Annotated in this window: 23 protein-coding genes; 13 read left to right on the top strand and 10 right to left on the bottom strand. The window is 73.3% G+C overall.

Going from position 1 to position 22,310, the window contains the following annotated elements; all coding sequences use genetic code 11:
- Positions 1 to 451 precede the first annotated feature (451 nt).
- A complete protein-coding gene (locus ACFYO8_RS29195; protein ID WP_354872491.1) occupies positions 452 to 1,087 on the bottom strand; it encodes a TetR family transcriptional regulator in 636 nt (211 codons plus the stop codon).
- Positions 1,088 to 1,146: 59 nt separating this feature from the next.
- Between ACFYO8_RS29195 and ACFYO8_RS29190 the strand changes: the two genes are divergently transcribed.
- Genes ACFYO8_RS29190 through ACFYO8_RS29180 form a run of 3 tightly spaced genes read left to right on the top strand, consistent with a single transcriptional unit; the run spans position 1,147 to position 2,746 of the window.
- Positions 1,147 to 1,440 (top strand): hypothetical protein, encoded by a 294-nt coding sequence (locus ACFYO8_RS29190; RefSeq protein ID WP_354872488.1) that lies wholly within the window; start codon positions 1,147 to 1,149, stop codon positions 1,438 to 1,440.
- Complete coding sequence (locus tag ACFYO8_RS29185) at positions 1,440 to 2,303, top strand: methyltransferase domain-containing protein (protein ID WP_354872485.1); 864 nt, start codon at positions 1,440 to 1,442, stop codon at positions 2,301 to 2,303. Before ACFYO8_RS29190 ends, ACFYO8_RS29185 begins: the two co-directional genes overlap by 1 nt.
- 44 nt (positions 2,304 to 2,347) lie before the next feature.
- On the top strand, positions 2,348 to 2,746 hold the full coding sequence (locus tag ACFYO8_RS29180; protein WP_354872482.1) for a hypothetical protein: 399 nt from the start codon (positions 2,348 to 2,350) through the stop codon (positions 2,744 to 2,746).
- Positions 2,747 to 2,777: 31 nt separating this feature from the next.
- On the opposite strand, the gene ACFYO8_RS29175 is transcribed toward ACFYO8_RS29180, so the two are convergent.
- Entirely contained in the window at positions 2,778 to 4,595 is a 1,818-nt protein-coding gene (locus ACFYO8_RS29175; protein WP_354872480.1) for a family 20 glycosylhydrolase, read from the bottom strand.
- 311 nt (positions 4,596 to 4,906) lie between these two features.
- On the opposite strand from ACFYO8_RS29175, the gene ppdK reads away from it, so the two are divergent.
- The 9 genes from ppdK (at position 4,907) to ACFYO8_RS29130 (ending at position 14,942) form a co-directional block, all read left to right on the top strand.
- On the top strand, positions 4,907 to 7,642 hold the full coding sequence (ppdK, locus tag ACFYO8_RS29170) for a pyruvate, phosphate dikinase (protein ID WP_354872477.1): 2,736 nt from the start codon (positions 4,907 to 4,909) through the stop codon (positions 7,640 to 7,642).
- Between the two features lie 114 nt (positions 7,643 to 7,756).
- Positions 7,757 to 8,104, top strand: coding sequence for a VOC family protein (locus ACFYO8_RS29165; RefSeq protein ID WP_354872474.1), 348 nt, complete (start codon positions 7,757 to 7,759; stop codon positions 8,102 to 8,104).
- Complete coding sequence (locus tag ACFYO8_RS29160) at positions 8,101 to 9,327, top strand: deoxyguanosinetriphosphate triphosphohydrolase (protein ID WP_355094274.1); 1,227 nt, start codon at positions 8,101 to 8,103, stop codon at positions 9,325 to 9,327. The genes ACFYO8_RS29165 and ACFYO8_RS29160 overlap by 4 nt, the downstream gene beginning before the upstream one ends.
- Before the next feature lie 39 nt (positions 9,328 to 9,366).
- The gene (locus ACFYO8_RS29155; RefSeq protein ID WP_355094272.1) at positions 9,367 to 10,194 is read left to right on the top strand and encodes a siderophore-interacting protein; all 828 of its coding nucleotides are present in this window, start codon (positions 9,367 to 9,369) and stop codon (positions 10,192 to 10,194) included.
- 162 nt (positions 10,195 to 10,356) lie between these two features.
- Positions 10,357 to 11,331, top strand: coding sequence for an ABC transporter ATP-binding protein (locus tag ACFYO8_RS29150; RefSeq protein WP_354872466.1), 975 nt, complete (start codon positions 10,357 to 10,359; stop codon positions 11,329 to 11,331).
- Positions 11,328 to 12,179, top strand: coding sequence for an ABC transporter permease (locus ACFYO8_RS29145; RefSeq protein WP_354872463.1), 852 nt, complete (start codon positions 11,328 to 11,330; stop codon positions 12,177 to 12,179). The genes ACFYO8_RS29150 and ACFYO8_RS29145 overlap by 4 nt, the downstream gene beginning before the upstream one ends.
- Before the next feature lie 10 nt (positions 12,180 to 12,189).
- Positions 12,190 to 12,435, top strand: coding sequence for a helix-turn-helix transcriptional regulator (locus ACFYO8_RS29140; protein ID WP_013287928.1), 246 nt, complete (start codon positions 12,190 to 12,192; stop codon positions 12,433 to 12,435).
- Between the two features lie 72 nt (positions 12,436 to 12,507).
- Positions 12,508 to 14,403, top strand: a complete 1,896-nt coding sequence (gene dnaG / locus ACFYO8_RS29135; RefSeq protein WP_354872459.1) for a DNA primase — start codon at positions 12,508 to 12,510, stop codon at positions 14,401 to 14,403.
- A complete protein-coding gene (locus ACFYO8_RS29130) occupies positions 14,403 to 14,942 on the top strand; it encodes a hypothetical protein (RefSeq protein ID WP_354872456.1) in 540 nt (179 codons plus the stop codon). Before dnaG ends, ACFYO8_RS29130 begins: the two co-directional genes overlap by 1 nt.
- A 3-nt stretch (positions 14,943 to 14,945) precedes the next feature.
- Here ACFYO8_RS29130 and ACFYO8_RS29125 read toward each other — a convergent pair whose 3' ends face one another.
- The 5 genes from ACFYO8_RS29125 to ACFYO8_RS29105 are packed head-to-tail and all read right to left on the bottom strand — an operon-like array spanning position 14,946 to position 17,911.
- On the bottom strand, positions 14,946 to 15,320 hold the full coding sequence (locus ACFYO8_RS29125) for a type II toxin-antitoxin system VapC family toxin (protein ID WP_354872453.1): 375 nt from the start codon (positions 15,318 to 15,320) through the stop codon (positions 14,946 to 14,948).
- The gene (locus ACFYO8_RS29120) at positions 15,317 to 15,571 is read right to left on the bottom strand and encodes a type II toxin-antitoxin system prevent-host-death family antitoxin (RefSeq protein ID WP_354872450.1); all 255 of its coding nucleotides are present in this window, start codon (positions 15,569 to 15,571) and stop codon (positions 15,317 to 15,319) included. The genes ACFYO8_RS29125 and ACFYO8_RS29120 overlap by 4 nt, the downstream gene beginning before the upstream one ends.
- 33 nt (positions 15,572 to 15,604) lie before the next feature.
- Positions 15,605 to 16,162: a TetR/AcrR family transcriptional regulator gene (locus ACFYO8_RS29115; RefSeq protein ID WP_354872447.1), complete on the bottom strand. Its 558-nt coding sequence runs from the start codon at positions 16,160 to 16,162 to the stop codon at positions 15,605 to 15,607.
- Positions 16,159 to 16,950 (bottom strand): ABC transporter permease, encoded by a 792-nt coding sequence (locus ACFYO8_RS29110; protein ID WP_354872444.1) that lies wholly within the window; start codon positions 16,948 to 16,950, stop codon positions 16,159 to 16,161. The genes ACFYO8_RS29115 and ACFYO8_RS29110 overlap by 4 nt, the downstream gene beginning before the upstream one ends.
- Before the next feature lie 37 nt (positions 16,951 to 16,987).
- Positions 16,988 to 17,911 carry an ABC transporter ATP-binding protein gene (locus ACFYO8_RS29105; RefSeq protein ID WP_354872442.1) on the bottom strand — a complete coding sequence of 308 codons (924 nt, stop codon included), beginning with the start codon at positions 17,909 to 17,911 and terminating at the stop codon, positions 16,988 to 16,990.
- Between the two features lie 78 nt (positions 17,912 to 17,989).
- On the opposite strand from ACFYO8_RS29105, the gene ACFYO8_RS29100 reads away from it, so the two are divergent.
- On the top strand, positions 17,990 to 18,529 hold the full coding sequence (locus ACFYO8_RS29100; RefSeq protein ID WP_354872440.1) for a GNAT family protein: 540 nt from the start codon (positions 17,990 to 17,992) through the stop codon (positions 18,527 to 18,529).
- 56 nt (positions 18,530 to 18,585) lie between these two features.
- On the opposite strand, the gene ACFYO8_RS29095 is transcribed toward ACFYO8_RS29100, so the two are convergent.
- From ACFYO8_RS29095 to ACFYO8_RS29085, 3 genes are read right to left on the bottom strand one after another with little or no spacing between them, the layout of a single operon-like run.
- Positions 18,586 to 19,560, bottom strand: a complete 975-nt coding sequence (locus ACFYO8_RS29095; protein ID WP_354872437.1) for a TAXI family TRAP transporter solute-binding subunit — start codon at positions 19,558 to 19,560, stop codon at positions 18,586 to 18,588.
- Positions 19,557 to 19,946: a roadblock/LC7 domain-containing protein gene (locus ACFYO8_RS29090; RefSeq protein ID WP_354872434.1), complete on the bottom strand. Its 390-nt coding sequence runs from the start codon at positions 19,944 to 19,946 to the stop codon at positions 19,557 to 19,559. The genes ACFYO8_RS29095 and ACFYO8_RS29090 overlap by 4 nt, the downstream gene beginning before the upstream one ends.
- Positions 19,943 to 22,297: a sensor histidine kinase gene (locus ACFYO8_RS29085; protein ID WP_354872431.1), complete on the bottom strand. Its 2,355-nt coding sequence runs from the start codon at positions 22,295 to 22,297 to the stop codon at positions 19,943 to 19,945. The genes ACFYO8_RS29090 and ACFYO8_RS29085 overlap by 4 nt, the downstream gene beginning before the upstream one ends.
- Positions 22,298 to 22,310 lie beyond the last annotated feature (13 nt).

Genomic DNA, 22,310 nt, shown 5'->3' with positions numbered 1-22,310 from the left:
GCGCGCTCGGCCGGGGTGGCCTGCGCGGCGATGGCGGGGCCGGCGATGCCACCGGCGGTGGCGGCGATACCGGCAGCGGTCAGAACGGTCTTGCGGATCAGATCGGTACGCATGATGCGACTCCTCTGGTTCGGGGGTGTGCGGCACGGGGGCGCCGCGGGGGTCTGCCCGGCCCGGCGGTCAGCGGCGGCGACCTGCTCGGAGCGCTCGGGCGGCTCGGGGGGTGTAACCGACGGGCGGGGTCCGGCATTCCACCGGCACGGGCTCCGGCCGGCTCACCGCGTCCAGCCATGTACAACGCCCGGAGGCGGGCAGGGATTCCGGGCCGGCCGATCCGGACTTTCCAGACATACCTCAGATCCATCAACTCGATCGATGCCCCACGTGCCCCCGGACCGGACGGCGCACCCCAGACCCAACGGCGGGGTGCGGTTCGGCGGGCCGGGGCGGCTCAGGCCAGCACGGCGGCGGCGACGGTGTCGACGTACCAGCGTTCGAACCGGTCGACCGGCCAGCCGCGTTGCCGCACCAGCCAGTCGTAGTTGCGGAAGTCCATCGCCAGCCACAGCACGTCGGCGACGCTGTCGACGTCGTGGTCGGGTCGCACGGAGCCGGTGGCGACGAGTTCGGCCGCGAACATCGCCATGCCGCGCCGGCGTTCCGCCACGTTCTTGCGCCAGATGGCGGCTGCGTCGGGGTCGGCGCTGGCGGCGCCGGTGAGGGCGATCATCATGTCGACCTGCCGGGCCTGGGTCGCGCTGAGGTGCCGGGCGTAGCGGGCCAGTTTCGCCCGGGCGTCGGGCAGCGCCCGGATCTCCGCGACGAACGGCCGGTCGGGCAGTGCGGCCGGTTCGTCGTCGCCGGCGATGGTCACGTCGACGAGCGCGGAGAGCAGGTGGCGTTTGTTGCCGAAGATCGCGTACACGGTCTGTACGGCCACGCCGGCCTCGGCGGCGACGGCGGTCAGCGGGGTGGCGGCGTAGCCCGGGTCGACGAACAGCTTGCCGGCCGCGTCGAGGATCGCCCGCCGGGTCTGGCGGGCCTGCTCCTGACGTCTTGCCGACTCGTACCTCCTCTTGACACCCACGGCGCGAGTGTAGTCATCTATTAGATAGAGCAACACTCTATCGAAAAGAGTTGATCATCGTGCCGTTTGGTGTGGTTCAGGAGATGCCCGGCGTCAGCGAGGACGAATACCGGCTGGTCGAGCGACACCTCGGTCCCGACCGGCCGCCGGGCCTGCTCGCCCACGTCGCCGGGCCGGTCGAGGGCGGTTGGCGCATCATCAACATCTGGCAGGACGAGGCCGCGTTCCGGCGCTTCCAGTCCGAGCGACTCGTCCGGGCGGCGGGCCTGGCGGCCCAGGCCGACGGATTCGACGCGAGCAAGGCCGCCGGCTTCCGGTCCGTGACGGTCGACGGCGCCGAGATGCCGTTCTGATGGCGGACCTGGCCGACCTGCGGGACCGCAACGCCGCCTTCTGGTCGGGGGCGGCACCGGGCTGGGTGCGCCACGCCGACCGCCAGGACCACTGGGGGCGACCACTCGGCGCGGTCGCCCTGGAGTGGCTGCGCCCGCGGCCGGGCGAGCGGATCCTCGACGTCGGCTGCGGCTGCGGCGGCACCACGGCCGAGTTGGGGGCGGCGGTCGGGCCGACCGGGGAGGCCGTCGGCCTCGACCTGTCCGCCGAGATGCTGGCCGCCGCCGTCGCGCGCTTCCCGAACGGCCGTCATCCTCGGCTGCGGTTCATGGTGGCCGACCTGGACACCCTGGACGTCGTCCCGGGCGCGCCGTTCGACGCGGTGCACTCCCGGATGGCCCTGATGCTGCTCGCCGACCCGGTCACCGGGTGCCGCACCCTACGGCGGGCGCTGCGCCCCGGGGGACGGCTGGCGGCGACCGTCTTCCGGGACGGGAGCACGACCCCGTGGCTGATCGCGGCGGTGCTCGGCGCCGCCCCGCACGTCGGGGCGCTGCCGCCACTGCCGGTCGGCGACGAGCCGGGGCCGTTCGCCCTCGCCGACCCGGCGCGGGCCCGTCGCGTCCTGGCCGAGGCCGGATTCGACGACATCGCGGTGGACTCCCACGATGTCACCCTGACCGCACCCGACGACCCGGACACCGTCGCCGACTGGCTGATCGAGGTCGGCCCGGCCGGGGCCGTGTACCGGGCCGCCGGCCCGTCGCGGCAGGCCGCGGCGCGGGCCGGGGTGGCCGCACTGCTCGCCCGGTTCCGCGAGCCCGGGGCCGGCTACCGGCTGCCCGCCGGTCTCCTGCTGCTCACCGGACGGGCACCGGCATGACGCCCGCTTCGAGACCAAATCCGACACGTAAGGACGGTCAGCACATGAGCCCGGTCAGGCACGTCACGCTCGTCACCTCGGTGATCACGCTCGGCATCGCGTCGTTGGCCGGCTGTTCCGAGGCCGACGGCCCGTCCAGCCCGCCCTCGCCGGGTGCCGCGGCGCCGAGTCCGACCGCCACCGAGGTCCCGTGCGGGGCGATCGCCGACACGGTCAGTCGGCACCTCCGGTCGGACCAGGTCCGCGCGGTGACAGTGGAGGGGCAGTGCACCACGGTCGTGGTCGCCACCACGCTGGGCGACGGTGACGCCGGCCCGGGCCGGCAGTTGTGCGACCGGGCGGGCGAGGTGGCCTACTCCGGCGACGTCAACTCGGTCCGGGTGCTGAGTGGGTCCGGCAGCGAGCTCGCCAACGGGATCACCGGGATGAGATGTCTGACCTGACTGTGAGGCTGGCCGGACGACGCCACCGGCCTCACCCCAGCGGCGTGCGGTCGTGACCGGGCCGGTCGGTCGGGCGGTGCTGCGGTGGCACCGTCACCGGCCAGGGGATCTCGGGGGAGGGGTGGAAGGTGATGCCGGCGGTGGTCCAGCGCGGGCCTTGGCCGGCCAGCCGGCTGCGGAACCGGGGCCAGTCGTGCGTCTCGCGCGGTGACCAGCCCAGCTCGGCGACGGCGGGCAGGCGTGGGAAGAGCATGAACTCGGCCTCGGCGATCGTGGTGACCGACTCGGTCCACAGCGGCGCCTCCACCCCCAGCACCGCCTCGGCCGGTACGCCCCGCACGTGGGTCGCCGGATCCCACTCGTACGCCCGGCGTACGTCGATAAGACCGGCCCAGTCGTTCCCGATCGGGGTGTCCTGGGCGTACTTCATGTCCAGGTACGCGCGGTTGCCGGGGGAGAGGATCAGCCGGGCGCCCCGGCGTACCGCGTCGGCGGTCTCCGGGTCGTCGCCGTTCGTGCCCCACCACTGCAGGACGCGCCCGTCGACGTGTTCGGCCGGGGCGAGCTGGTGCCAGCCGACGACTGTCTTGCCGGTGACGGCGACCAGCCGCTGCGCCCGGTCCACGAAGGTGCGGTAGCTGTCGGCCGGCACCTTGAACGCCTCGTCGCCGCCGAGGTGCAGCCACGGTCCGGGCGTCAGCGCGGCCACCTCGCCGACCACGCCCGCGACGAAGTCGTACGTCCGCTCGTCGGCGGGGTCGACGTAGCTGAACCCGACCTCGGTGCCGGTGTACGGCGGCGGCGCGATCTTGCCGGGCGCCAGCTCGGGGTACGCGACGAGCGCCGCGTTGGTGTGGCCCGGCAGGTCGATCTCGGGCACCACGGTCACGTGGCGGCGGGCGGCGTACGCGACGATGCGGCGGTAGTCGGCATGGGTGTACCAGCCGCCCTGCCCGCCCCCGACAGCGGTCGCGCCGCCGACCTCCGCGAGCCGGGGCCAGGAGTCGACGGCGATCCGCCAGCCCTGGTCGTCGGTGAGGTGCAGGTGCAGGTGGTTGAGCTTGTAGCGGGCCAGGTGGTCGACCACCCGCAGTACGTCCTCGACGGCGAAGAAGTGGCGGGCGACGTCGAGCATGGCACCCCGGTAGGGAAAGCGCGGCCGGTCGACGATGGTGCCGCCGGGCACCGCCCAGCGCGCGGCGACCACGGTCGGGCTCTCGATCGGCGCGGGTAGCAACTGCCGCAGCGTCTGCGCGCCGTGGAACAGCCCGGCCGGGGTGGCGGCGGTGATCCGGACGCCGCCGGAGGTCACGTCGAGCCGGTAGCCCTCGTCTCCGAGCCGTGTGCCGTCCGGCTCGCCGGATCGGGCGAGGGCGGCCGGGGACAGCGTGAGCGTCGGCGGGCCGCCCTCGGGGGCGTCGGCGACCGGGAGCGGGAAGCCGGTGGCCGGGCGCAGCCAGGCGGCGAGCTGTTCGGCCACGTCCCGCCCCGCGGGGCTGACCCGCAGCACCGCGTCCGCGCTCAGGGTGAAGTCCGCCGCCGGGTCCGGGACCACCCGCTCGGGCGCCGGCACCACGTCGTCGAGGCGGGCCGGCGCCGCTGTGGCGAGCGCGCCGTCGGCGCGGCTCGCGGCCACACGCGCCAACTCGGCGGCGGGCGCCGGCACGCCGGGCAGCCCTGCGTCCGCCGCGGCACCGGCCGGCGCTCCCGCACCGGCCGAGGGCACCGCACCGGCGAGGGACGCCGCACCGGGCGGCGACATCGGGGGTACGTCGCCGGAAGGTGTGCTGGCAGGGCGGGTGGCGGTCGGCTCCGGCCCGGTCTCCGGGGCGGTGGGGGTCGTCGGCACGACGGCGGCTCCGAGGGTGTATTCGCGCGGGATATGGCAAAGGTGAGGATCCGCGAGATGTAGTGACGTCAAGAGTACGAGAGGAAGCGGAATTGCGTGATCGTGCTCGTGGAAGCGTTCCCAAAAACCCGTACGAACGCGGATTGTGGTGACCGTTGTGCCGAAAGTCACCGAACGCTCCCAGGTTTCGCGAAACTCGCCTAGCCTTCGGCCCACCGACGCTGACGAGCCGGGATTGCCGGTGGTCACTACCGGGGTATGTCCGAACTGAACCTTCGTTAAGTGTCAATGGCGCGCGTGGGAGGGCTCTGGTGGCAGCGCACGATTCGGTCGAGCGGAAGTACGTCTACGACTTCGCCGAGGGCAACAGGGATCTCAAGGATCTGCTCGGCGGCAAGGGGGCCAACCTGGCCGAGATGACGAACCTCGGGCTGCCGGTCCCGCCCGGCTTCACGATCACCACCGAGGCCTGCAAGACGTACCTGACGACCGGGCGCGAGCCGGACGGCCTGGCCGCGCAGATCGAGGCGCACCTGGAGTCGCTGGAGCGCGAGATGGGCCGGCGCCTCGGCGACCCGGACGACCCGCTGCTGGTCTCGGTCCGCTCCGGCGCCAAGTTCTCCATGCCCGGCATGATGGAGACCGTCCTCAACGTCGGCCTCAACGACCGCAGCGTCGAAGGACTCGCACGGCAGGCCGGAGGCAGTGCTGACCGGGTCGCCTCCGGCGGCGCGGATCGGTTCGCCTGGGACTCCTACCGGCGGCTGATCCAGATGTTCGGCAAGACCGTCTGCGAGGTGCCGGGCGAGGAGTTCGAGCACGCGCTGGACGAGATCAAGAGCGCCAAGGGCACGCACAACGACCTGGACCTGGACGCCGACGACCTGCGCGGGCTGGTCGACGCGTACAAGAAGATCTTCGCCAATCACACCGGCCGCGAGTTCCCGCAGGAGCCGCGCGAGCAGCTCGACCTCGCCATCCGCGCGGTCTTCGACTCGTGGAACGCCGAGCGGGCGGTGCTCTACCGCCGGCAGGAGCGCATCCCGGCCGACCTGGGCACCGCCGTCAACGTGGTCGCGATGGTGTTCGGCAACCTCGGCCCCGACTCGGGCACCGGCGTCGCGTTCACCCGCGACCCGGGCAGCGGCGCGCAGGGCATCTACGGCGACTACCTGGCGAACGCCCAGGGCGAGGACGTGGTCGCCGGCATCCGCAACACGGTGCCGTTGCAGGAGCTGGAGCAGCTCGACAAGGCCTCCTACGACCAGCTGCTCGGCATCATGGCCCGGCTGGAGGAGCACTACAAGGACCTCTGCGACATCGAGTTCACCATCGAGCGCGGCAAGCTCTGGATGCTCCAGACCCGGGTCGGCAAGCGTACCGCCGCCGCCGCGTTCGTCATCGCCGGGCAGCTCGTCGACGAGGGCCTGATCGACCTGGACGAGGCGTTGCACCGGGTCAACGGCGCGCAGCTCGCCCAGCTCATGTTCCCGCGCTTCCAGCTCGACCACGAGTTCCAGCCGGTCGCCAAGGGCATCGGCGCCTCCCCGGGCGCGGCGTCCGGCAAGGTCGTGTTCACCTCGGCCCGCGCGGTCGAGCTGGCCGCCGAGGGCGAGGCGGTGATCCTGGTCCGCCGGGAGACCAACCCGGACGATCTCAACGGCATGATCGCCGCCAGGGGCATCCTGACCTCGCGGGGCGGCAAGACCAGCCACGCCGCCGTGGTGGCCCGCGGCATGGGCAAGACCTGCGTCTCCGGCGCCGACGAGCTGGAGGTGAACGTGCCGGCGAAGAAGTTCACAGTGGGCGGCCACGTGGTGAACGAGGGCGACGTGATCTCGATCGACGGCACCACCGGCACTGTCTACCTCGGCGAGGTGCCGGTCATGCCGTCGGAGGTGGTGCAGTACTTCGAGGGCGAACTCGACCCGGAGACCATCGACGACGCGCTGGTCCGCGCCGTACACCGGATCATGACGCACGCCGACGCCACGCGGCGGCTGCGGGTGCGCACGAACGCCGACACCGGCGCGGACGCGGCCCGGGCGCGGCGCTTCGGCGCCGAGGGCATCGGCCTGTGCCGCACCGAGCACATGTTCCTCGGCGACCGCCGCGAGCTGGTCGAGCGGCTCATCCTCGCCTCCGGCGCGCGGGAGCGCGAGGACGCGCTCGCCGCGCTGCTGCCGCTGCAGCGGGCCGACTTCGTCGAGATCTTCCGGGAGATGGAGGGCCTGCCGGTCACCGTGCGGCTGATCGACCCACCGCTGCACGAGTTCCTGCCCCCGCTGGAGCAGCTCGCGGTGAACGTCGCGGTGGCCCAGGAGCGCGGCGAGGACGTCGCGAAGGAGGAGGCGTTGCTCGCCGCCGTGCGGCGGATGCACGAGGAGAACCCGATGCTGGGCCTGCGCGGCGTCCGGCTCGGCCTGGTCATCCCGGGCCTGTTCGCCATGCAGGTCCGCGCGATCGCCGAGGCCGCCGTCGCCGTCGTCCGCGACGGGGGTACGGCCTACCCGGAGATCATGGTGCCGCTGGTCGGCGCCGTGCAGGAACTGGAGACGGTACGCGCCGAGGCCGAGCGGATCATCGCCGAGGTGGTCGGGGACAGCGGCGTCGAGGTGCTGATCGGCACGATGATCGAGGTGCCCCGGGCGGCGCTGACCGCCGGGCAGATCGCCGAGGCGGCCGAGTTCTTCTCCTTCGGCACCAACGACCTGACCCAGATGGGCTGGGGCTTCTCCCGCGACGACGTGGAGGGCGCGTTCTTCTGGCGCTACCTGGAACTGGGCATCTTCGGCATCTCGCCGTTCGAGTCGATCGACACCGACGGCGTCGGCCGGCTGATCCGCATCGCCGCCGAGGAGGGCCGGGCGGCCCGTCCAGGGCTGAAGCTCGGCGTCTGCGGCGAGCACGGCGGCGACCCGGACTCGGTGCACTTCTTCCACGAGGTCGGACTGGACTACGTCTCCTGCTCGCCGTTCCGGGTGCCGGTGGCCCGGCTGGAGGCGGGTCGCGCGGCCATCACCACCACCGGTTCGGACTCCCGCTGACCGACGTGGGGCCGCCGGTGCTCGCCGGCGGCCCCGCGTACGCCCGACGCGCCTTTCCGGTCTCCTCGGCGTAACCTGAGCTTCCGCCACGTGTCGATCAGGAGGGGTGGGCGCATGACCGCCGTCTGGGAGAACCTGACCATCGACGCCCGGGACCCGTCCCGGCTCGCCAGTTGGTGGGCGGAGGCGCTCGGCTATCAGGTGATCTCCGACAAGCCGGACGAGGTGGAGATCCGCCGCACTCCCGACACCGCGCCCGGTCTCGTCTTCGTCCCGGTCGCCGGGCCGAAGGAGGGGAAGAACCGGCTGCACATCGACCTGCGTCCGGCCGACATGGAGGCCGAGGTGGAGCGTCTTGTCGACATGGGCGCGCGGCACGTCGACATCGGCCAGGGAGACGTGGAGTGGACGGTGCTCGCCGATCCGGAGGGCAACGAGTTCTGCGTGTTGCGGGAGAGATGAGCGACGCGGCCCGGCTGGTCGACGAGGCGCCGAAGGACACCGGGCACGGCCGGTCGCCGTTCGAGCGGGACCGCGCCCGCGTGCTGCACTCGGCGGCGTTCCGCCGGCTCGCCGCGAAGACCCAGGTGCACGCCGCCGGGACGAACGACTTCCTGCGTACCCGGCTGACCCACTCGCTGGAGGTCGCGCAGATCGCCCGCGAGATGGGCGCCCGGCTGGGCTGCGACCCGGACGTGGTGGACACCGCCGGGCTGGCGCACGACCTGGGGCACCCGCCGTTCGGGCACAACGGGGAGTACGCGCTGGACGAGCTGGCCGCCGCCTGCGGCGGCTTCGAGGGCAACGCGCAGACGCTGCGGGTCGTCACCCGGCTGGAGGCGAAGGTGTTCGCCCCGGACGGGCGCCCGGCCGGGCTGAATCTGACCCGGGCCGCGCTGGACGCGGTGAGCAAGTACCCGTGGCCGCGCCGGCCCGGTGAACGCAAGTTCGGCGTGTACGCCGACGACCGCCCGGTCTTCGACTGGCTGCGCGAGGGCGCCCCGCCCGGCGACCGGCGCTGCCTGGAGGCTCAGGTGATGGACTGGGCCGACGACGTGGCGTACTCGGTGCACGACGTCGAGGACGGCATCCACGGCGGGTACGTCGACCTGCGCCCGCTGCTGGCCGAGGAGGACGAGCGGCGGGCGCTCTGCGCCGACGTTGCCGCCACCTACTCCGGCGAGGCGCCGGAGGACCTGGGCGAGGTGCTGGGTGAGCTGCTCGCCGATCCGGTTCTCGCCCCGCTGGCCGCGTACGACGGCAGCCACCGCGCCCTCGCCGCGCTGAAGGCCACCACGAGCGTGCTCACCGGCCGGTTCGTCTCCGCAGTGGTGGCCGCCACGCAGCAGCGCCACGGCCCCGGCCCACACCGCCGCTACGCCGCCGACCTGGTGGTGCCGCGCCGGATCCGGGCGCAGTGCGCGCTGCTCAAGGGCATCGCGCTGCGGTACGTGATGCGCCGCCCCGGTGCGGAGGAGCGCTACGCGCGGCAGCGGGACGTCCTGGCCGGGTTGGTCGTGGCGCTGCTGGACCGGGCGCCGGACGCGCTGGATCCGATGTTCGCGCCGCTGTGGCGGGACGCTCCGGATGACGACGGGCGGCTGCGCGTGGTGATCGACCAGGTCGCCTCGCTCACCGATCCGGCCGCGCTGGCCTGGCACGCCCGCCTGGTGTCACCGAGCTGACGGATTCACCGCCGCGGAGCTTAGGCTAGCCTAAGCGTCATGACGGATCGCCCGAAGAAGCTCACCGCCGCCACGGTCGTCCGGACCACGCGGCCCACGGCGCACCTGATCCGCCTCGTCCTGGGCGGTCCCGAGCTGGCCGGGCTGCCCGTCGGCGCGTACACCGACCACTACGTGAAGTTCGTCTTCCCGCCGGCCGGGGTGACCTATCCGTACCCGGTCGACCTGGCCACGATCAAGCGGGAGTTCCCGGCGGAGCAGTGGCCGCGTCTGCGCGCGTACACGGTCCGGGCCTGGGACGCCGCGGCCGGTGAGATGACGGTGGACGTGGTGCACCACGGCGACGAGGGGCTGGCCGGGCCGTGGGCGGCGGCGCTGCGTCCCGGCGACCGGGTGTTGTTCACCGGGCCGGGCGGGGCGTACGCGCCGGACCCGGCGGCCGACTGGCACCTGCTGGCCGGCGACGAGAGCGCGCTGCCGGCCATCGCCGCCGCCCTGGAACGGCTGCCCGCCGGGGCCCGCGCGACGGTGTACGTCGAGGTGGGCGGCCCGGCCGACGAACTGCCGCTGACCAGTGCCGCCGCCCTCGACCTGCGCTGGCTGCACCGGGACGGGCGCCCGTACGGCGAGCCGCTGGTCGAGGCGGTCCGGGCGCTGGAGTTCCCGCCCGGCCGGGTGCACGCGTTCGTGCACGGCGAGGCCGGCGCGGTCAAGGAGCTGCGGCGGCTGCTGCGCCTGGAACGCGGCGTGCCCCGGGGTGACCTGTCCATCTCCGGCTACTGGCGGCGCGGCATGGACGACGAGGGCTGGCGCTCCACGAAGCCGGCCTGGAACGCCGCGGTCGAGGCCGAGGAGGCCGCCGCCTGACGGGCCTCCCGAGGCGTTCGCCGGATCCGGCTGGGCGCCGACCTGGATCGTCATGATGTTCAGCGCCGGCATGGGCATCGGCCCCGTCACCCGCTGGTTCCACAGGCCTCGCGGCTGAGTGGGGGTACCTCGATTTGTAGTACAGGTGCTACATTTCGAGGCATGACTGCGATCGAACTCTCCGGGACCGTCGCGGCCCCGCGACCACCCGACGAGGATCTCGTCCTCGACGTGCGGGATCTGCGCATGCGCTACGGCGCCGTCGACGTGCTGCACGGCGTCGACCTGACCGCCCGGCGGGGCGAGGTGGTGGCGCTGCTCGGGCCCAACGGCGCGGGCAAGACCACCACCATCGAGATCCTCGAAGGCTTCCGGCTGCCCTCGGCCGGCACGGTGCGGGTGCTCGGCACCGACCCCGCGGGCGGCGACGAACGGTGGCGCGCACGGCTGGGCGTGGTGCTCCAGTCCTGGCGCGACCACGGCAAGTGGCGGGTGCGGGAACTGCTCGCCCACCTCGGCGACTTCTACGCGCCGTACGCCACCGACCGGATCCCGCGCCCGTGGCCGGTCGACGAGCTGCTGGAGACGGTGGGCCTGGCCGCGCACGCCGGCAGCCGGGTGGCCCGGCTCTCCGGCGGCCAGCGCCGCCGGCTCGACGTCGCGGTCGGCATCGTCGGCCGGCCGGAGCTGCTGTTCCTGGACGAGCCGACTGTCGGCTTCGACCCGGCCGCCCGGCGCGAGTTCCACGAGCTGGTGCACCGCCTGGCCGACCTGGACGACACGACCATCGTGCTGACCACGCACGACCTCGCCGAGGCCGAGAAGCTGGCCGACCGCATCCTCATCCTGGCCGGTGGCCGGATCATCGCCGAGGGGTCCCCGGACCAGCTCGCCCGGCGCGTGGCGGGGGACGCCGAGGTGCGCTGGACCCGCGACGGCGAGCGGTACGTGCACGCCACCCCCGACGCCACCGCGTTCCTGCGCACCCTGCTCCGCGAGCACGGCGACCGGATACAAGAGCTGGAGGTGCGCCGGGCCAGCCTGGAGGACGCGTACCTGGCGCTGGTGCACGAGGAGGAGACGGGTATCCGTACCGGCCGGGCCGAGCGGGTGTGGCAGCAGGAGGCGAACCGATGAACCCCACCACGAACGCGCTCCGGGCCGGGCTGCGACGCGGCGTGATCGAGCTGCGCGCCACGTTCACAAACGGCCAGGACCTGTGGACCTACTTCTTCCCCACCGTCGTGCTGCTGGTCGCCGTGTTCTGGATGCGCGGCTCGACGGTGCCCGGCACCGACTTCTCCCTCGGCGCCCGTACGCTGCCCAGCGCGCTGGGCATGGGCCTGATCTTCGGCGGCCTGCTCGGCCTGGCCAACCAGCTCGTGATCGACCGGGAGGACGGCACGCTGCTGCGCGCCAAGGCGATCCCGGACGGCATGCTCGGCTACCTGGTCGGCAAGATCGTGCTGGTCGCGGCGGTCTCGCTGATCGGCGTAGCCATCCAGCTCACACCGGGCCTGTTCTTTCTCGACGGGCTGCGGCTCGGCGACCCCGGCGCCTGGCTCACCCTGGCCTGGGTGGTGCCGCTCGGGCTGGTGGCGACGCTGCCGCTGGGCGCGGTGATCGGCTCGCTGGTCGAGAACCCGCGCAACATGGGCCTGGTGGTGATGCCGATCTTCGGTCTGATCGCGATGTCCGGCATCTTCTACCCGATCAACGACCTGCCCGGCTGGCTGCAGGGCGTCGCCCAGGTCTTCCCGCTCTACTGGCTAGGCTTGGGCATGCGCTCGGCGCTGCTCCCGGCCGACCTGGCGGCTGTCGAACTCGGCGGCTCCTGGCGGCACCTGGAGACGCTCGGGGTGCTCGGCGCCTGGGCGGTGCTCGGGCTGGTGCTGGCCCCTGTGGTGCTGCGCAGGATGGCCCGCCGGGAGTCCGGCTCGCGGGTCGCCGCCCGGCGGGAGCGGGCCATGCAGCGGGTCGGATGAGAGGGCGTCGATGAGCGAGACAGTGCACAACCGCATCGCGGTGCTGCGCGCCGAACGGGGCATCTCCCGGCGGCAGCTGGCCGACGCGCTCGGTGTGCACTACCAGACAGTGGGTTACCTGGAGCGCGGCGAGTTCCGGCCCAGCCTGCACCTGGCGCTGCGCATCGCCGCGTACTTCGAGGTGCCGGTCGAGGTGGTGTTCTCCATCGAGCCGTTCCCCCGCATCGGCGACCCCGCGGCGGCCCGCTCGGCCTGAGCCGTCGGGACGGGCGTGGTCGGCCACACGCCCGTCCCCCCGGCCGCCGGAACGGCGGTCCGGCAGGGCAGGATGTACGCCGAGGGGGTGGCGGTCATGGCGGGGCGGATCCGGGACGAGGACATCGCGCTGGTCCGCGAGCGCACCGCCATCGCGGACGTCATCTCCGAGGTGGTGACGCTCAAGTCGGCCGGCGGCGGCAACCTCAAAGGGCTCTGCCCGTTCCACGACGAGAAGAGCCCGTCGTTCAACGTCTCGCCCGCCCGCAACGTGTTCTACTGCTTCGGTTGCGGGGTCGGCGGCGACGCGATCAAGTTCCTGATGGACGCCGAGCACCTCAGCTTCGTCGAGTCGGTAGAGCGGCTGGCCGCCCGCGCCGGCATCCAGTTGCGCTACGTCGAGGACGACAGGTCCGCGCCGCGGCCCCGGCCGCAGCAGGGGCAGCGGCAGCGCCTGGTGGCCGCACACGCCGCCGCCGCCGACTTCTACCAGGCCCAGCTCACCACCGCCGGCGCCCGCCCGGCCCGCGAGTTCCTCGCCCGGCGCGGCTTCGACCGGGCCGCCGCCGAGCGGTACGGCTGCGGATTCGCCCCGGACGCCTGGGACCTGCTCACCAAGCACCTGCGCCAGCAGGGCTTCACCCACGACGAGCTGGTCACCGGCGGCCTCTCCCGCCCGGCCCGCTCCGGCTCGCTGATCGACCGTTTCCGCCGTCGCCTGATGTGGCCGATCCGGGACATCACCGGCGACGTCATCGGCTTCGGCGCCCGCAAGATCTTCGACGACGACGACGGCCCGAAATACCTGAACACCCCCGAGACGCCGATCTACAAGAAGTCGCACGTCCTCTACGGCATCGACCAGGCCAAGCGGGAGATCGCCAAGCAGGGCAAGGTGGTGGTGGTCGAGGGCTACACCGACGTGATGGCCTGCCACCTGGCCGACGTGCCGACAGCGGTGGCGACCTGCGGCACCGCGTTCGGCGGTGACCACATCTCGGTGCTGCGCCGGGTGCTGTTCGACAGCGACGAACGGGCCGGGGAGATCATCTTCACCTTCGACGGCGACGCGGCCGGGCAGAAGGCCGCGCTGCGCGCCTTCGAGGACGACCAGCGCTTTGTCGGGCGTACCTTCATCGCGGTCAGCCCGGACAACATGGACCCGTGCGAGCTGCGCCTGGCAAAGGGCGACCTGGCCGTACGCGACCTGGTGGCCCGCCGCGAGCCGCTCGTCGACTTCGCGCTCCGGCACATGATCAACCGGTTCGACCTGGACACCGTCGACGGCCGGGTCGAGGCCATGCGCCGCGCCGCGCCGCTGGTGGCGAAGATCAAGGACCGGGAGAAGCGCCCGGAGTACGTGCGCAAGCTCGCCGGTGACCTCGGCATGGAGATCGAGCCGGTGCAGCGTGCGGTGCTCACCGCCGCGCACGGGCAGCCGGCGCCCGGCAACCGCGCCGCGCCCGCGCGCCCCGCCCGGGCCGTGCCCGCTGTGGACAATCCCCGGTCCATGGTGGAGCGGGAGGCGCTGAAGCTGGCGTTGCAGGAGCCGGTACTGGCCGGCCCGATGTTCGACGCGGTCGAGGCGGGCGACTACCAGCACCCGGTGCACGTCGCGGTGCGCGCCGCCGTGGCCGCGGCCGGCGGCGCGTCCGGCGCCACCGGCGGCGCGGTCTGGATCGAGCGGGTCCGCGACGCCTGCGACGACCTGGCCGGGCAGGCGCTCGTCGGTGAGCTGGCGGTGGAGCCGCTGCGCATCGACGGCGAGCCCGACCCGCGGTACGTCTCGATCACCATGGCGCGGCTCCAGTGGAGTTCGGTCACCGGCCGCATCCGGGACCTGAAATCGAAGGTCCAGCGGATCAACCCGGTGAGCAACAAGGACGAATACTTCGCGCTGTTCGGGGAACTGCTCTCGCTGGAACAGCACGCACGGGCACTGCGCGAGCAGGCCGCCGGAGGTTTGTGATGGGTCTGTTCAACCGCCGGCCGAAACTCCCGTCGGCCGACCGGCCGCCACTGGCCGCCGACGAGCGGGTGCTCGCCTGGGCCGCCGCGGGGACCGGCGAGGGCGGCAACGACGGCGTGCTGGTCGCCAGCAACCGGGGGCTCTGGCTGCCCGGCCGGGTGGACCGCATCGGCTGGCACGACATCCTCAAGGCGGTCTGGTCGGGCCGCGAGCTGACAGTCACCCCGGCCGAGCCGGTCGCCGAGCACGACGGCTACCTGGTGGTCGCCGACGGCCTCCCCGAGACGTACCTGCTCGTCGACCCCGGTGACCTGCCGCACCAGGTCCGGGCCCGGGTCACCGGCTCGGTGGCGTACACCTCGCACCACGAGATGCCCGGCGGCGCCGGGCGGATCGCGGCCCGGCGGGTGCCCGGGGTCGACGGTCTGACCTGGACGGTCCGCTACGACCCGGGGACGCCCGGCGACGAGGCGGTGACCGCCGAGACCGCCCGGCTGGTAGCGGCGGCGCGTGCCGCCACCACCCCCGCCGACGCCTGAGGCCTACACCTTGAGGACGTCGACCTCGTAGAGCGGGATGGAAGCGTCGCGGGTGGCCAGGGTCAGGTTCTCCGTGATCGCCTGCGCCACCAACATGCGGTCGAAGGGATCCCGGTGATGCGGCGGCAGGCGGCCTGCGGTGATGGCGTGGCCATGGGTCACCGGTAGTTCACGGAAACCCATGTCCCGCACCCGCTCCGCGAGTTCGGGAGGACCGGCGAGCTTTCCCGCCTGCTGCTTGATCGTGATCTCCCAGAGGCTGACCGGGGAGAGGAAGATGTCGGGATCGTGGCGTAGCCGGTCGAGGAACTCGACGCCGAGGGTGGCGTCGCCGGTGATCGCCCAGAGCGCGACGTGAGTGTCCAGCAGCAGGGTCATGCGCCGATCCCGAAGTCGGCGGCGATCTCGGCGTTGGTCTGCGGCGAATCCCAGTCACCCGAGAGGTCCACCTGCCCCGCGAGGGAGCCGACCGCCGTGCGGTCGGTCCGGCGCACCAGCGGTACGACCTTTGCCACGGGGGTGCCCGCCCGGTCGATGATGATCTCTTCGCCGCGCTCCACCCGCTCGATGATGCGCGACAGGTGCGTCTTGGCGTCATGCATGTTGTAGTGCACAGCCTCAGCGGACACAGCGCGACCTCCTCGGTTAGCTAAGTGCTTAGTTTAGACACGTGGGCGGGCGCCGTCGAGGAAGAGCGCGACGACCCGGGCGGGTCCGGTGTCGTCGGTGAGGTCGGCCGCGCGGGCCAGGTGCAGGAACGCGTTCATCAGGAACTCCGGTTCGCCGGTGACGGCGCCCTCGTCCCGGGCGTCGGCGAAGAACCGGGTCACCGGCGCCAGCATCAGGGCGACGTAGAGGCCCGAGACGTGCTCGCTGGTCTCGGCGGAGACGAGCGGCAACGTGTCGTAGATGCGCTGCTCGAACGTGATCGCGTCGCCGTGCTGCCCGGCGGCGACGGTGGCGAGCGCGTGCAGCCGCCGCGGCACGTCGCCGGGGCCGGACAGCGCCGCCGAGATCAGGCCGCCGACGTCGCGGATGTACCGTTCCGCCACCGCGATGTAGAGGTCCTCCTTCCCGCCGGGGAAGTGGTGGTAGATGGACGGCTTCTGGATGCCGACGCTGCGGCCCACGCCGACCAGGGAGATGCCCTGGTAGCCGGTCGCGGCGAGCTGCTCGGCGAACGCGTCCATGATCTGGGTGCGGGTGTCGGTGGGGCTCATCGGTTCTCTCTCGCGTGGCGGAGGGCGAGGGCGCAGGCGGCGGTTCCGGCGACGGCGAGGGCGGCGATCGCCGTGACGCCGATCGGAGCCGCGGTGAGCGACGCGTCCCCACCGAGCTGGCGGGCGGTGTCGACGATATAGGTGAGCGGGTTGACGACGGCGATCACCCGCATCCAGCCGGCGAGTTCGTCGACCGGCGCGAACACGCCGGTGAAGAACGACAGGCCGAACACGGCCAGCGTGACCAGGTTGGTGGTCGACGCCGAGGCCGAGCGGATCGCGAGCGCCATGCTCAGCAGCGCGACACCGAGGCCCAGGGCCAGCATCAGCAGCAGCATCCCGGCGACGCCGGACCAGCTCTCCGGCCGGTAGCCGATCGCCGTGGCCCCGGCCACGGTCACCGCCATCTGGAGGACGACGGCGATCAGCGCGGCGACGACCGGGCCGACGAGGAACGGTGTCGTGGTGCCGTGGGCGAGCCGGAGGCGGTCCAGATATCCGCTGGTGAGGTCGCCCAGCACCAGCGTGCCCGCCGCGCCCGCGCCGGTGGCGACGCCGGTGAGCAGGATCAGCGGGAGCAGGAACGCGATGAAGCTCGTCCCGTCCAGGTAGGCGCTGCCGACGGAGTCGAGCTGGCCGGCGTAGACGAGCAGGAAGAACAGGGACTGCGCGACCGGGGCGATCAGCAGCGCGGGCGTACGGAGCACGGCCCGGGTCGAGCGTCTGATCGCCGCGAGGACGACAGGGGCCGGCGAGCGGCGAGGCGGGGTGACTGCGAGCGGGAGCACGGATTCGGGCCTTTCGGGGTTCCGGGTGGGGCACGCCTCAGCGGGCGGCGAGGGCGACGAAGACGTCGTCGAGGGAGGGCTCGGCGAGGTGGAGCCGGGTGATGTCGGCGGCGGCGTCGCCGGCCTCGGCCAGGGCCTTCGCCAGGGCCCGCGGATCGTCGGGCACGCTGAGGCGTACCCGGTCCGGGTGATCGGGGTCGGCGCGGAACCCGGCCTCGGACGCGGCGGCCAGCGCGTTCGCGGCGTCCGCGCCGGACATGTCGAGCGTCAGCGTACGAGCGCCGACGCGCTGCTTGAGCGACGCCGGTGACCCCTGGGCGACCACCCGGCCGTCCCGGAGCACAGCGATCTCGGTGGCCAGCACGTCCGCCTCGTGCAGGTCCTGGGTCGAGATGAGCAGCGACGTTCCGCCCTGGTTGAGACGGGTCAGCTCGGTCCAGAAGTCGATGCGCGCGAGCGGGTCCAGGCCGGTGGTCGGCTCGTCCAGGATCACCACGGCGGGCTCGGCGACGAGCGCCACGGCCAGGTCCAGCTTGCGGCGGGTGCCGCCGGAGAGCTTGGCGACCCGGGTCGAGCGGTGCTCGCCCAGGCCGAACAGGTCGACCAGCTCCCGGGTACGGCGGGCCCGGTCGCGGCGTCCCAGCCCGAGCGCGACGCCGTGGAAGTCGAGCACCTCCGTCGGGGAGGCGAGCGGGTCCAGGGCGTTCGTCTGCGGCGTGAGACCGATCAGGCGCCGCGCCTCCCGTGCCTGCGTCACGGTGTCGAACCCGCCGACGCGTACCGAGCCGGACGTCGGGGTGCGCAGCGTCGCGACGATCTCCAGCAGCGTGGACTTGCCCGCGCCGTTGTGGCCGAGCACGACGAACCGGCTGCCGGGCGCGACGGTCAGGTCGAGCGCGCGCAGGGCGTCCCGGTTCCCATAGGTCTTGGTCAGGGCGGTGGCGAGCACGAGCGGGGTCATGGCCGCCACCCTACCGACCGGTCGGTAGGCACGCCAAATCCGGTTGTCGGCCCCTCCACCGGCCGTTAGCGTCGCGGCATGTTCGCCACCGACCGGGTCCGCCTGCGCCCGCCCACTCCCGACGACGCGCCGGACCTGTTCCGCCTGCACGCCGATCCGGAACTGCACCTCCTGACCGACGACGACCCGTTCCTGCCGCACCACGTCGACCAGGTCCGGACTCGGCTGGAGAAGCGCGCCGCCGAGCAGCCGGACGTCGGCGCTCCGGTGTCGCTGCTGGCCGAGACCGTGTCCGACGGCACGTTCCTCGGCACCGGCGTGCTGTGGGGCATCAACACCTTCAACGGATACGCCCACCTCGGCATCATGCTGCTGTCGGAGGCGCGTGGCCAGGGCTACGGGACCGAGGTGATCCGGCTGCTCTGCCGGTACGGCTTCCGCAACCGCAACCTGCGGCGCCTGGAGATCGAGACGCTCGCCGGCAACACGGCCATGCGGCGTACCGCCGAGAAGTGCGGTTTCGTCCACGAGGGCACCCAGCGGGAGCGCGGGTACGACGGCGACGGCTTCGAAGACATGGTGATCTACGGCCTGCTACGGCGCGACTGGACGCCCTAGCCGGCGCGGTTCGTCGAGGCGCCCCGGCCCCGTGCCGCCGAGGCGCCCTCCCGTGCTCAGCCGCCGTCGCGGTAGAACCGTTCCGCGCCCGGGTGCAGCGGGATCGGCCGGGTCGCCGCGGCGCTCGCCCGGTTGAAGTTCGCCGCCTCCGGGTGCACCTGGATCAGCTCCCCCTGCCAGGTGAACAGCACCCGGGTCAGGTCGTACGCGAGTTGCTCCGGCATGTCCGCCGCCACCAGGATCACGTTCGCCACGGTGATGGTCGGTGTCGGCTCGGGTGTGCCGTAGACGTCCTTCGGCAGCGTGGCGGTGGTGTAGACCGCGCCGAAGCGGGCGCTCAACGGCTCGATCAGCTCGTCCAGCGGCAGCAGCCGGAACGCGCCCGGCGAGGAGGAGAGCAGGTCCTTGACGCCCGGCGTGGGCAGGCCGCCGGAGAAGAACATCGCGTCCAGGCCCTTGGACCGCATCCGCTTGACCGTCTCCGGCAGCGACAGGTTGAACCGCTGGATGTCCCGGGTCGGATCGATGCCACCGGCGGTGAGCAGGCGCCCGGCGATGATGTCGGTGCCGGACTTCGGTGAACCGGTGGAGATGCGCTTGCCGCGCAGGTCGGCGAAGCTGCCGATCTTGCCGTCGGCGCGGACGATCACGTGGGTGTAGTTGCTGTACACCCGGGCCAGCGCCCGCACCGGCTGCGGCTGCTTGTCGAACGCCCCGCGCCCGTCGACCGCGTCCGCCGCCGTGTCGGCAAGGCTGAACGCGATCTCCATGTCCCCGCCGGCCACCCGGGTGATGTTCTCCACCGACGCGCCGGTCGGCTCCGCCCGCGCCTCGTACCCGGGCAGGTGGCGGCTGATCAGGTCGGCGTACCCGCCGCCGAGCTGGTAGTAGACGCCTGTGGTGTTGCCGGTGGCCAGGAAGATCCGGCCGTCGTGCCACGACTCCGGAGCGGAGTCCTCTGCCGCGCAGCCGGCGGTCACCAGCACCGCCGTCATCAACGCGGCCAGCAACCGCAGCGGGCGGCCGGTCACCGGCGGGCCGCCGGTTCCAGCGCCTCCGCGACCCGCTGCACCAGCGTCGCCGTCTCGTAGCCGATCTGGCCCAGGTCGCAGCCGGGCGCGGCCAGCACGCCCAGCAGCGCCCGCTCGCCCACCGCCATCACCAGCATCACGCCGCCGTCCATGTCCACGATCTGCTGGCGTACCCGGCCGGCGGACATCAGCCGGGCCGCGCCCACGGTCAGGCTCGCCAGCCCGCTGATCACCGCCGAGAGCTGGTCGACCTGATCGGGTGCGAGGTCCGGCGAGGACGCCAGCCGCAGCCCGTCCTCGGAGACCGCGAGCGCGTGCGAGACGTCCGGCACCTGCTCGGCGAAGTTCGCCAGCAGCCAGTCCAGTCCGGTGGACGGTGAGGTCATGGTCTTCTCCCGTTGGGTGTGGTGTTCGGGGCACGGCGCGTGGCGCTGGCCACCCCCTCGGCGAGGGCGGACAGCCGGGCGCGTACCACTTCGGGGTCGAGCAGGTCGGTCGCCGGCGGCGGCGCGGGGGCATCCGGCATCTGCTCGGGCAGGTGCCCGCCCACCGGCCGCCGGGGCAGCCCGGCGGCGGTGGTCGGTACGGGCGTCGGCGGCGTGCTCATCGGCCGGATCCGGGCCGCGCTCGGCGCCAGCAACGCGGCACCGGGCGTGCGGACGGCGGCGACCCCGCGCACCGGGCCGACAGCGGCCGTGGCGGTGGTGACCAGCTCACGGGAGCCGGGCGCCGACCGAGCGGCGGGCCCGGCCTTGAACCAGGCCGCGGCGCGCGGTCGCCGTTCCACGGCCGGCCGGGAGGCCACCGACTCCACCCGGGTCAGCACCGACTCCGGTACGTCGACCTGCGCCACCGTCCCGCTGCCCGGGTTGTGCAACTGCACCCGGATCCCGTGCCGCGCGGCCAGGTGGGCCACCACGTGCAGGCCCATGCTGCCCGCCGCGGCGCTGGAGAGCGTGGCCGGCGCGGCCAGCCGCTCGTTGATCTCGGCGAGCCGGCTCTCGCTGACGCCGATGCCCTGGTCACGTACGCGCAACACCAGGCCGTCGACGGTGCGCCGGCCGTCGACGAACACCCGGGCGTCGGGCGGCGAGTAGACGGTGGCGTTCTCCAGCAGCTCGGCCAGCAGGTGCACCAGGTTTCCGGCCGCCACGCCGTGCACCGCCGCGGTCGGCACGTCGATCTCCACCCGCAGGTAGTCCTCGATCTCGGAGGCCGCCGCTCGCACCACGTCGTCGAGCAGCAACGCGCCCTCGTGGCCCCGGCCGGGCTCGCCACCGGCGAGCACCAGCAGGTTCTCCCCGTTACGCCGCAGCCGGGCGGCGAGGTGGTCGAGCGCGAACAGCCGGGCCAGCGCGTCCGGGTCGGTCTCCTCACGCTCGAAGTCGTCGAGCAGCCGCAGTTGCCGGGTGATGAGCGTACGGATGCGCCGGGCCAGCGCCTCCGCCATCCGCGTCACGTCCAGCCGCAGCTCGGCCTGCTGCCCGGCCAGCCGCAACGCCGCCCGGTTCACCGTGTCGAACGCCTCGGCGACCTGCGCCACCTCGTCCTGGCCCCGCCGGATCCCGTCGGTCATCCGGGTCGCCGGACCATCGGCGGGTGTCCGCTCGCCCGCCGCGATCGCGGTGATCCGTTCCGGCAGCTCCCGGTTCGCCATGGTCAGCGCGGCCACCCGCAGCCGGCGCAGCCGCCGGCTGGTGCGTACCGCCAGCAGCACGGCGGTGACCAGCGAGCCGAGCGCGACCGTGCTCGTCGCGCCCGCGGTCAGCACCGCGCGCACCCGCGCCTCGCTGGCCAGGTCCGCCGCGTCCCGGTCCAGCACGTCGGTCAGATCCCGGCCGAGCAGGTTGTACCGGCGGATCGCGCCGCTCTGCGCCACGTACCAGGCGTCACCGTCGGTCTTCACCGTGCCCTGCGCGCCGTCGGAGTCGAGGACGGCGTCACGCATCCGCCGAGCCGTGGTCACGTCGGCGCCGTCGACCAGGCGGTACCAGGCCCTGTTCGCCGGGGCGGAGGCGATCCGCAGGAACTCGGCCTGACGCTGCTCCCGGGCGCCCCGCAGCCGGCCCAGCCGGGCCAGTTCGCCACTTTGCAGTCCACCCCGGACGAACACCGCCCGTAGCAGGTCGCGTTCCAGCGCGGACAGGTGCTCCTGGGTGGCCACCGAAGCCACCTCGCGCGCCTGGTTGGCCAGTTCGGCGTCGCGGAGCTGGCTCGGCAGCGCGTCCGCGACAGCGAGCAGCGACTCCACAAGCGACACGTACGCCGGGTCGGCGCGCTCGCCGGTCAGGGCCAGATCCCGGGTGGGCGCGAGCTGTTCCAGGCGCCCGCGCGCGTCGTCCAGCACTCCGGCCAGATTCGGGGCGGCTCGGCGCGCGTCTCCCTGGGCCGAGCGGTAGCGGTCCACGGCCGTGTCCACCCGGCGGCGCTGCGCGTCCACGAGCGGGCGGCCGGACGTGCCGCCGCGCTGGCGCAACGCGGCCGTCTCGCCCAGTTCGCGTTCCAGCTCGTGCACCAGCCGTACGGTGGCGGTGGCGGTGCCGGCCAGCACGCGTGCCCGGTCGGCGTCGACGGACGCGTCGAGCGCGGCGTCGGTCTGCGCCGCCCCCAGCACGACCAGGCCGGCGGTGGCCACCAGGATCGGGGCCAGCAGTTGGACGCGAACCGAGCGGAGGCGTCCGGTGCGGTCCGCGGAGCGGTGATGCCGGCGTACGCGGGCCGGGTGGGGCAGCGGCACGGGGGTCTCCGGA

This window comes from Micromonospora sp. NPDC005257 (assembly GCF_042872445.1).
In the GTDB taxonomy this organism is placed as follows: domain Bacteria; phylum Actinomycetota; class Actinomycetes; order Mycobacteriales; family Micromonosporaceae; genus Micromonospora.
The sequence above is the reverse complement of the archived record's forward strand: the minus strand, read 5'-3'. Positions and strand labels throughout refer to the sequence as shown.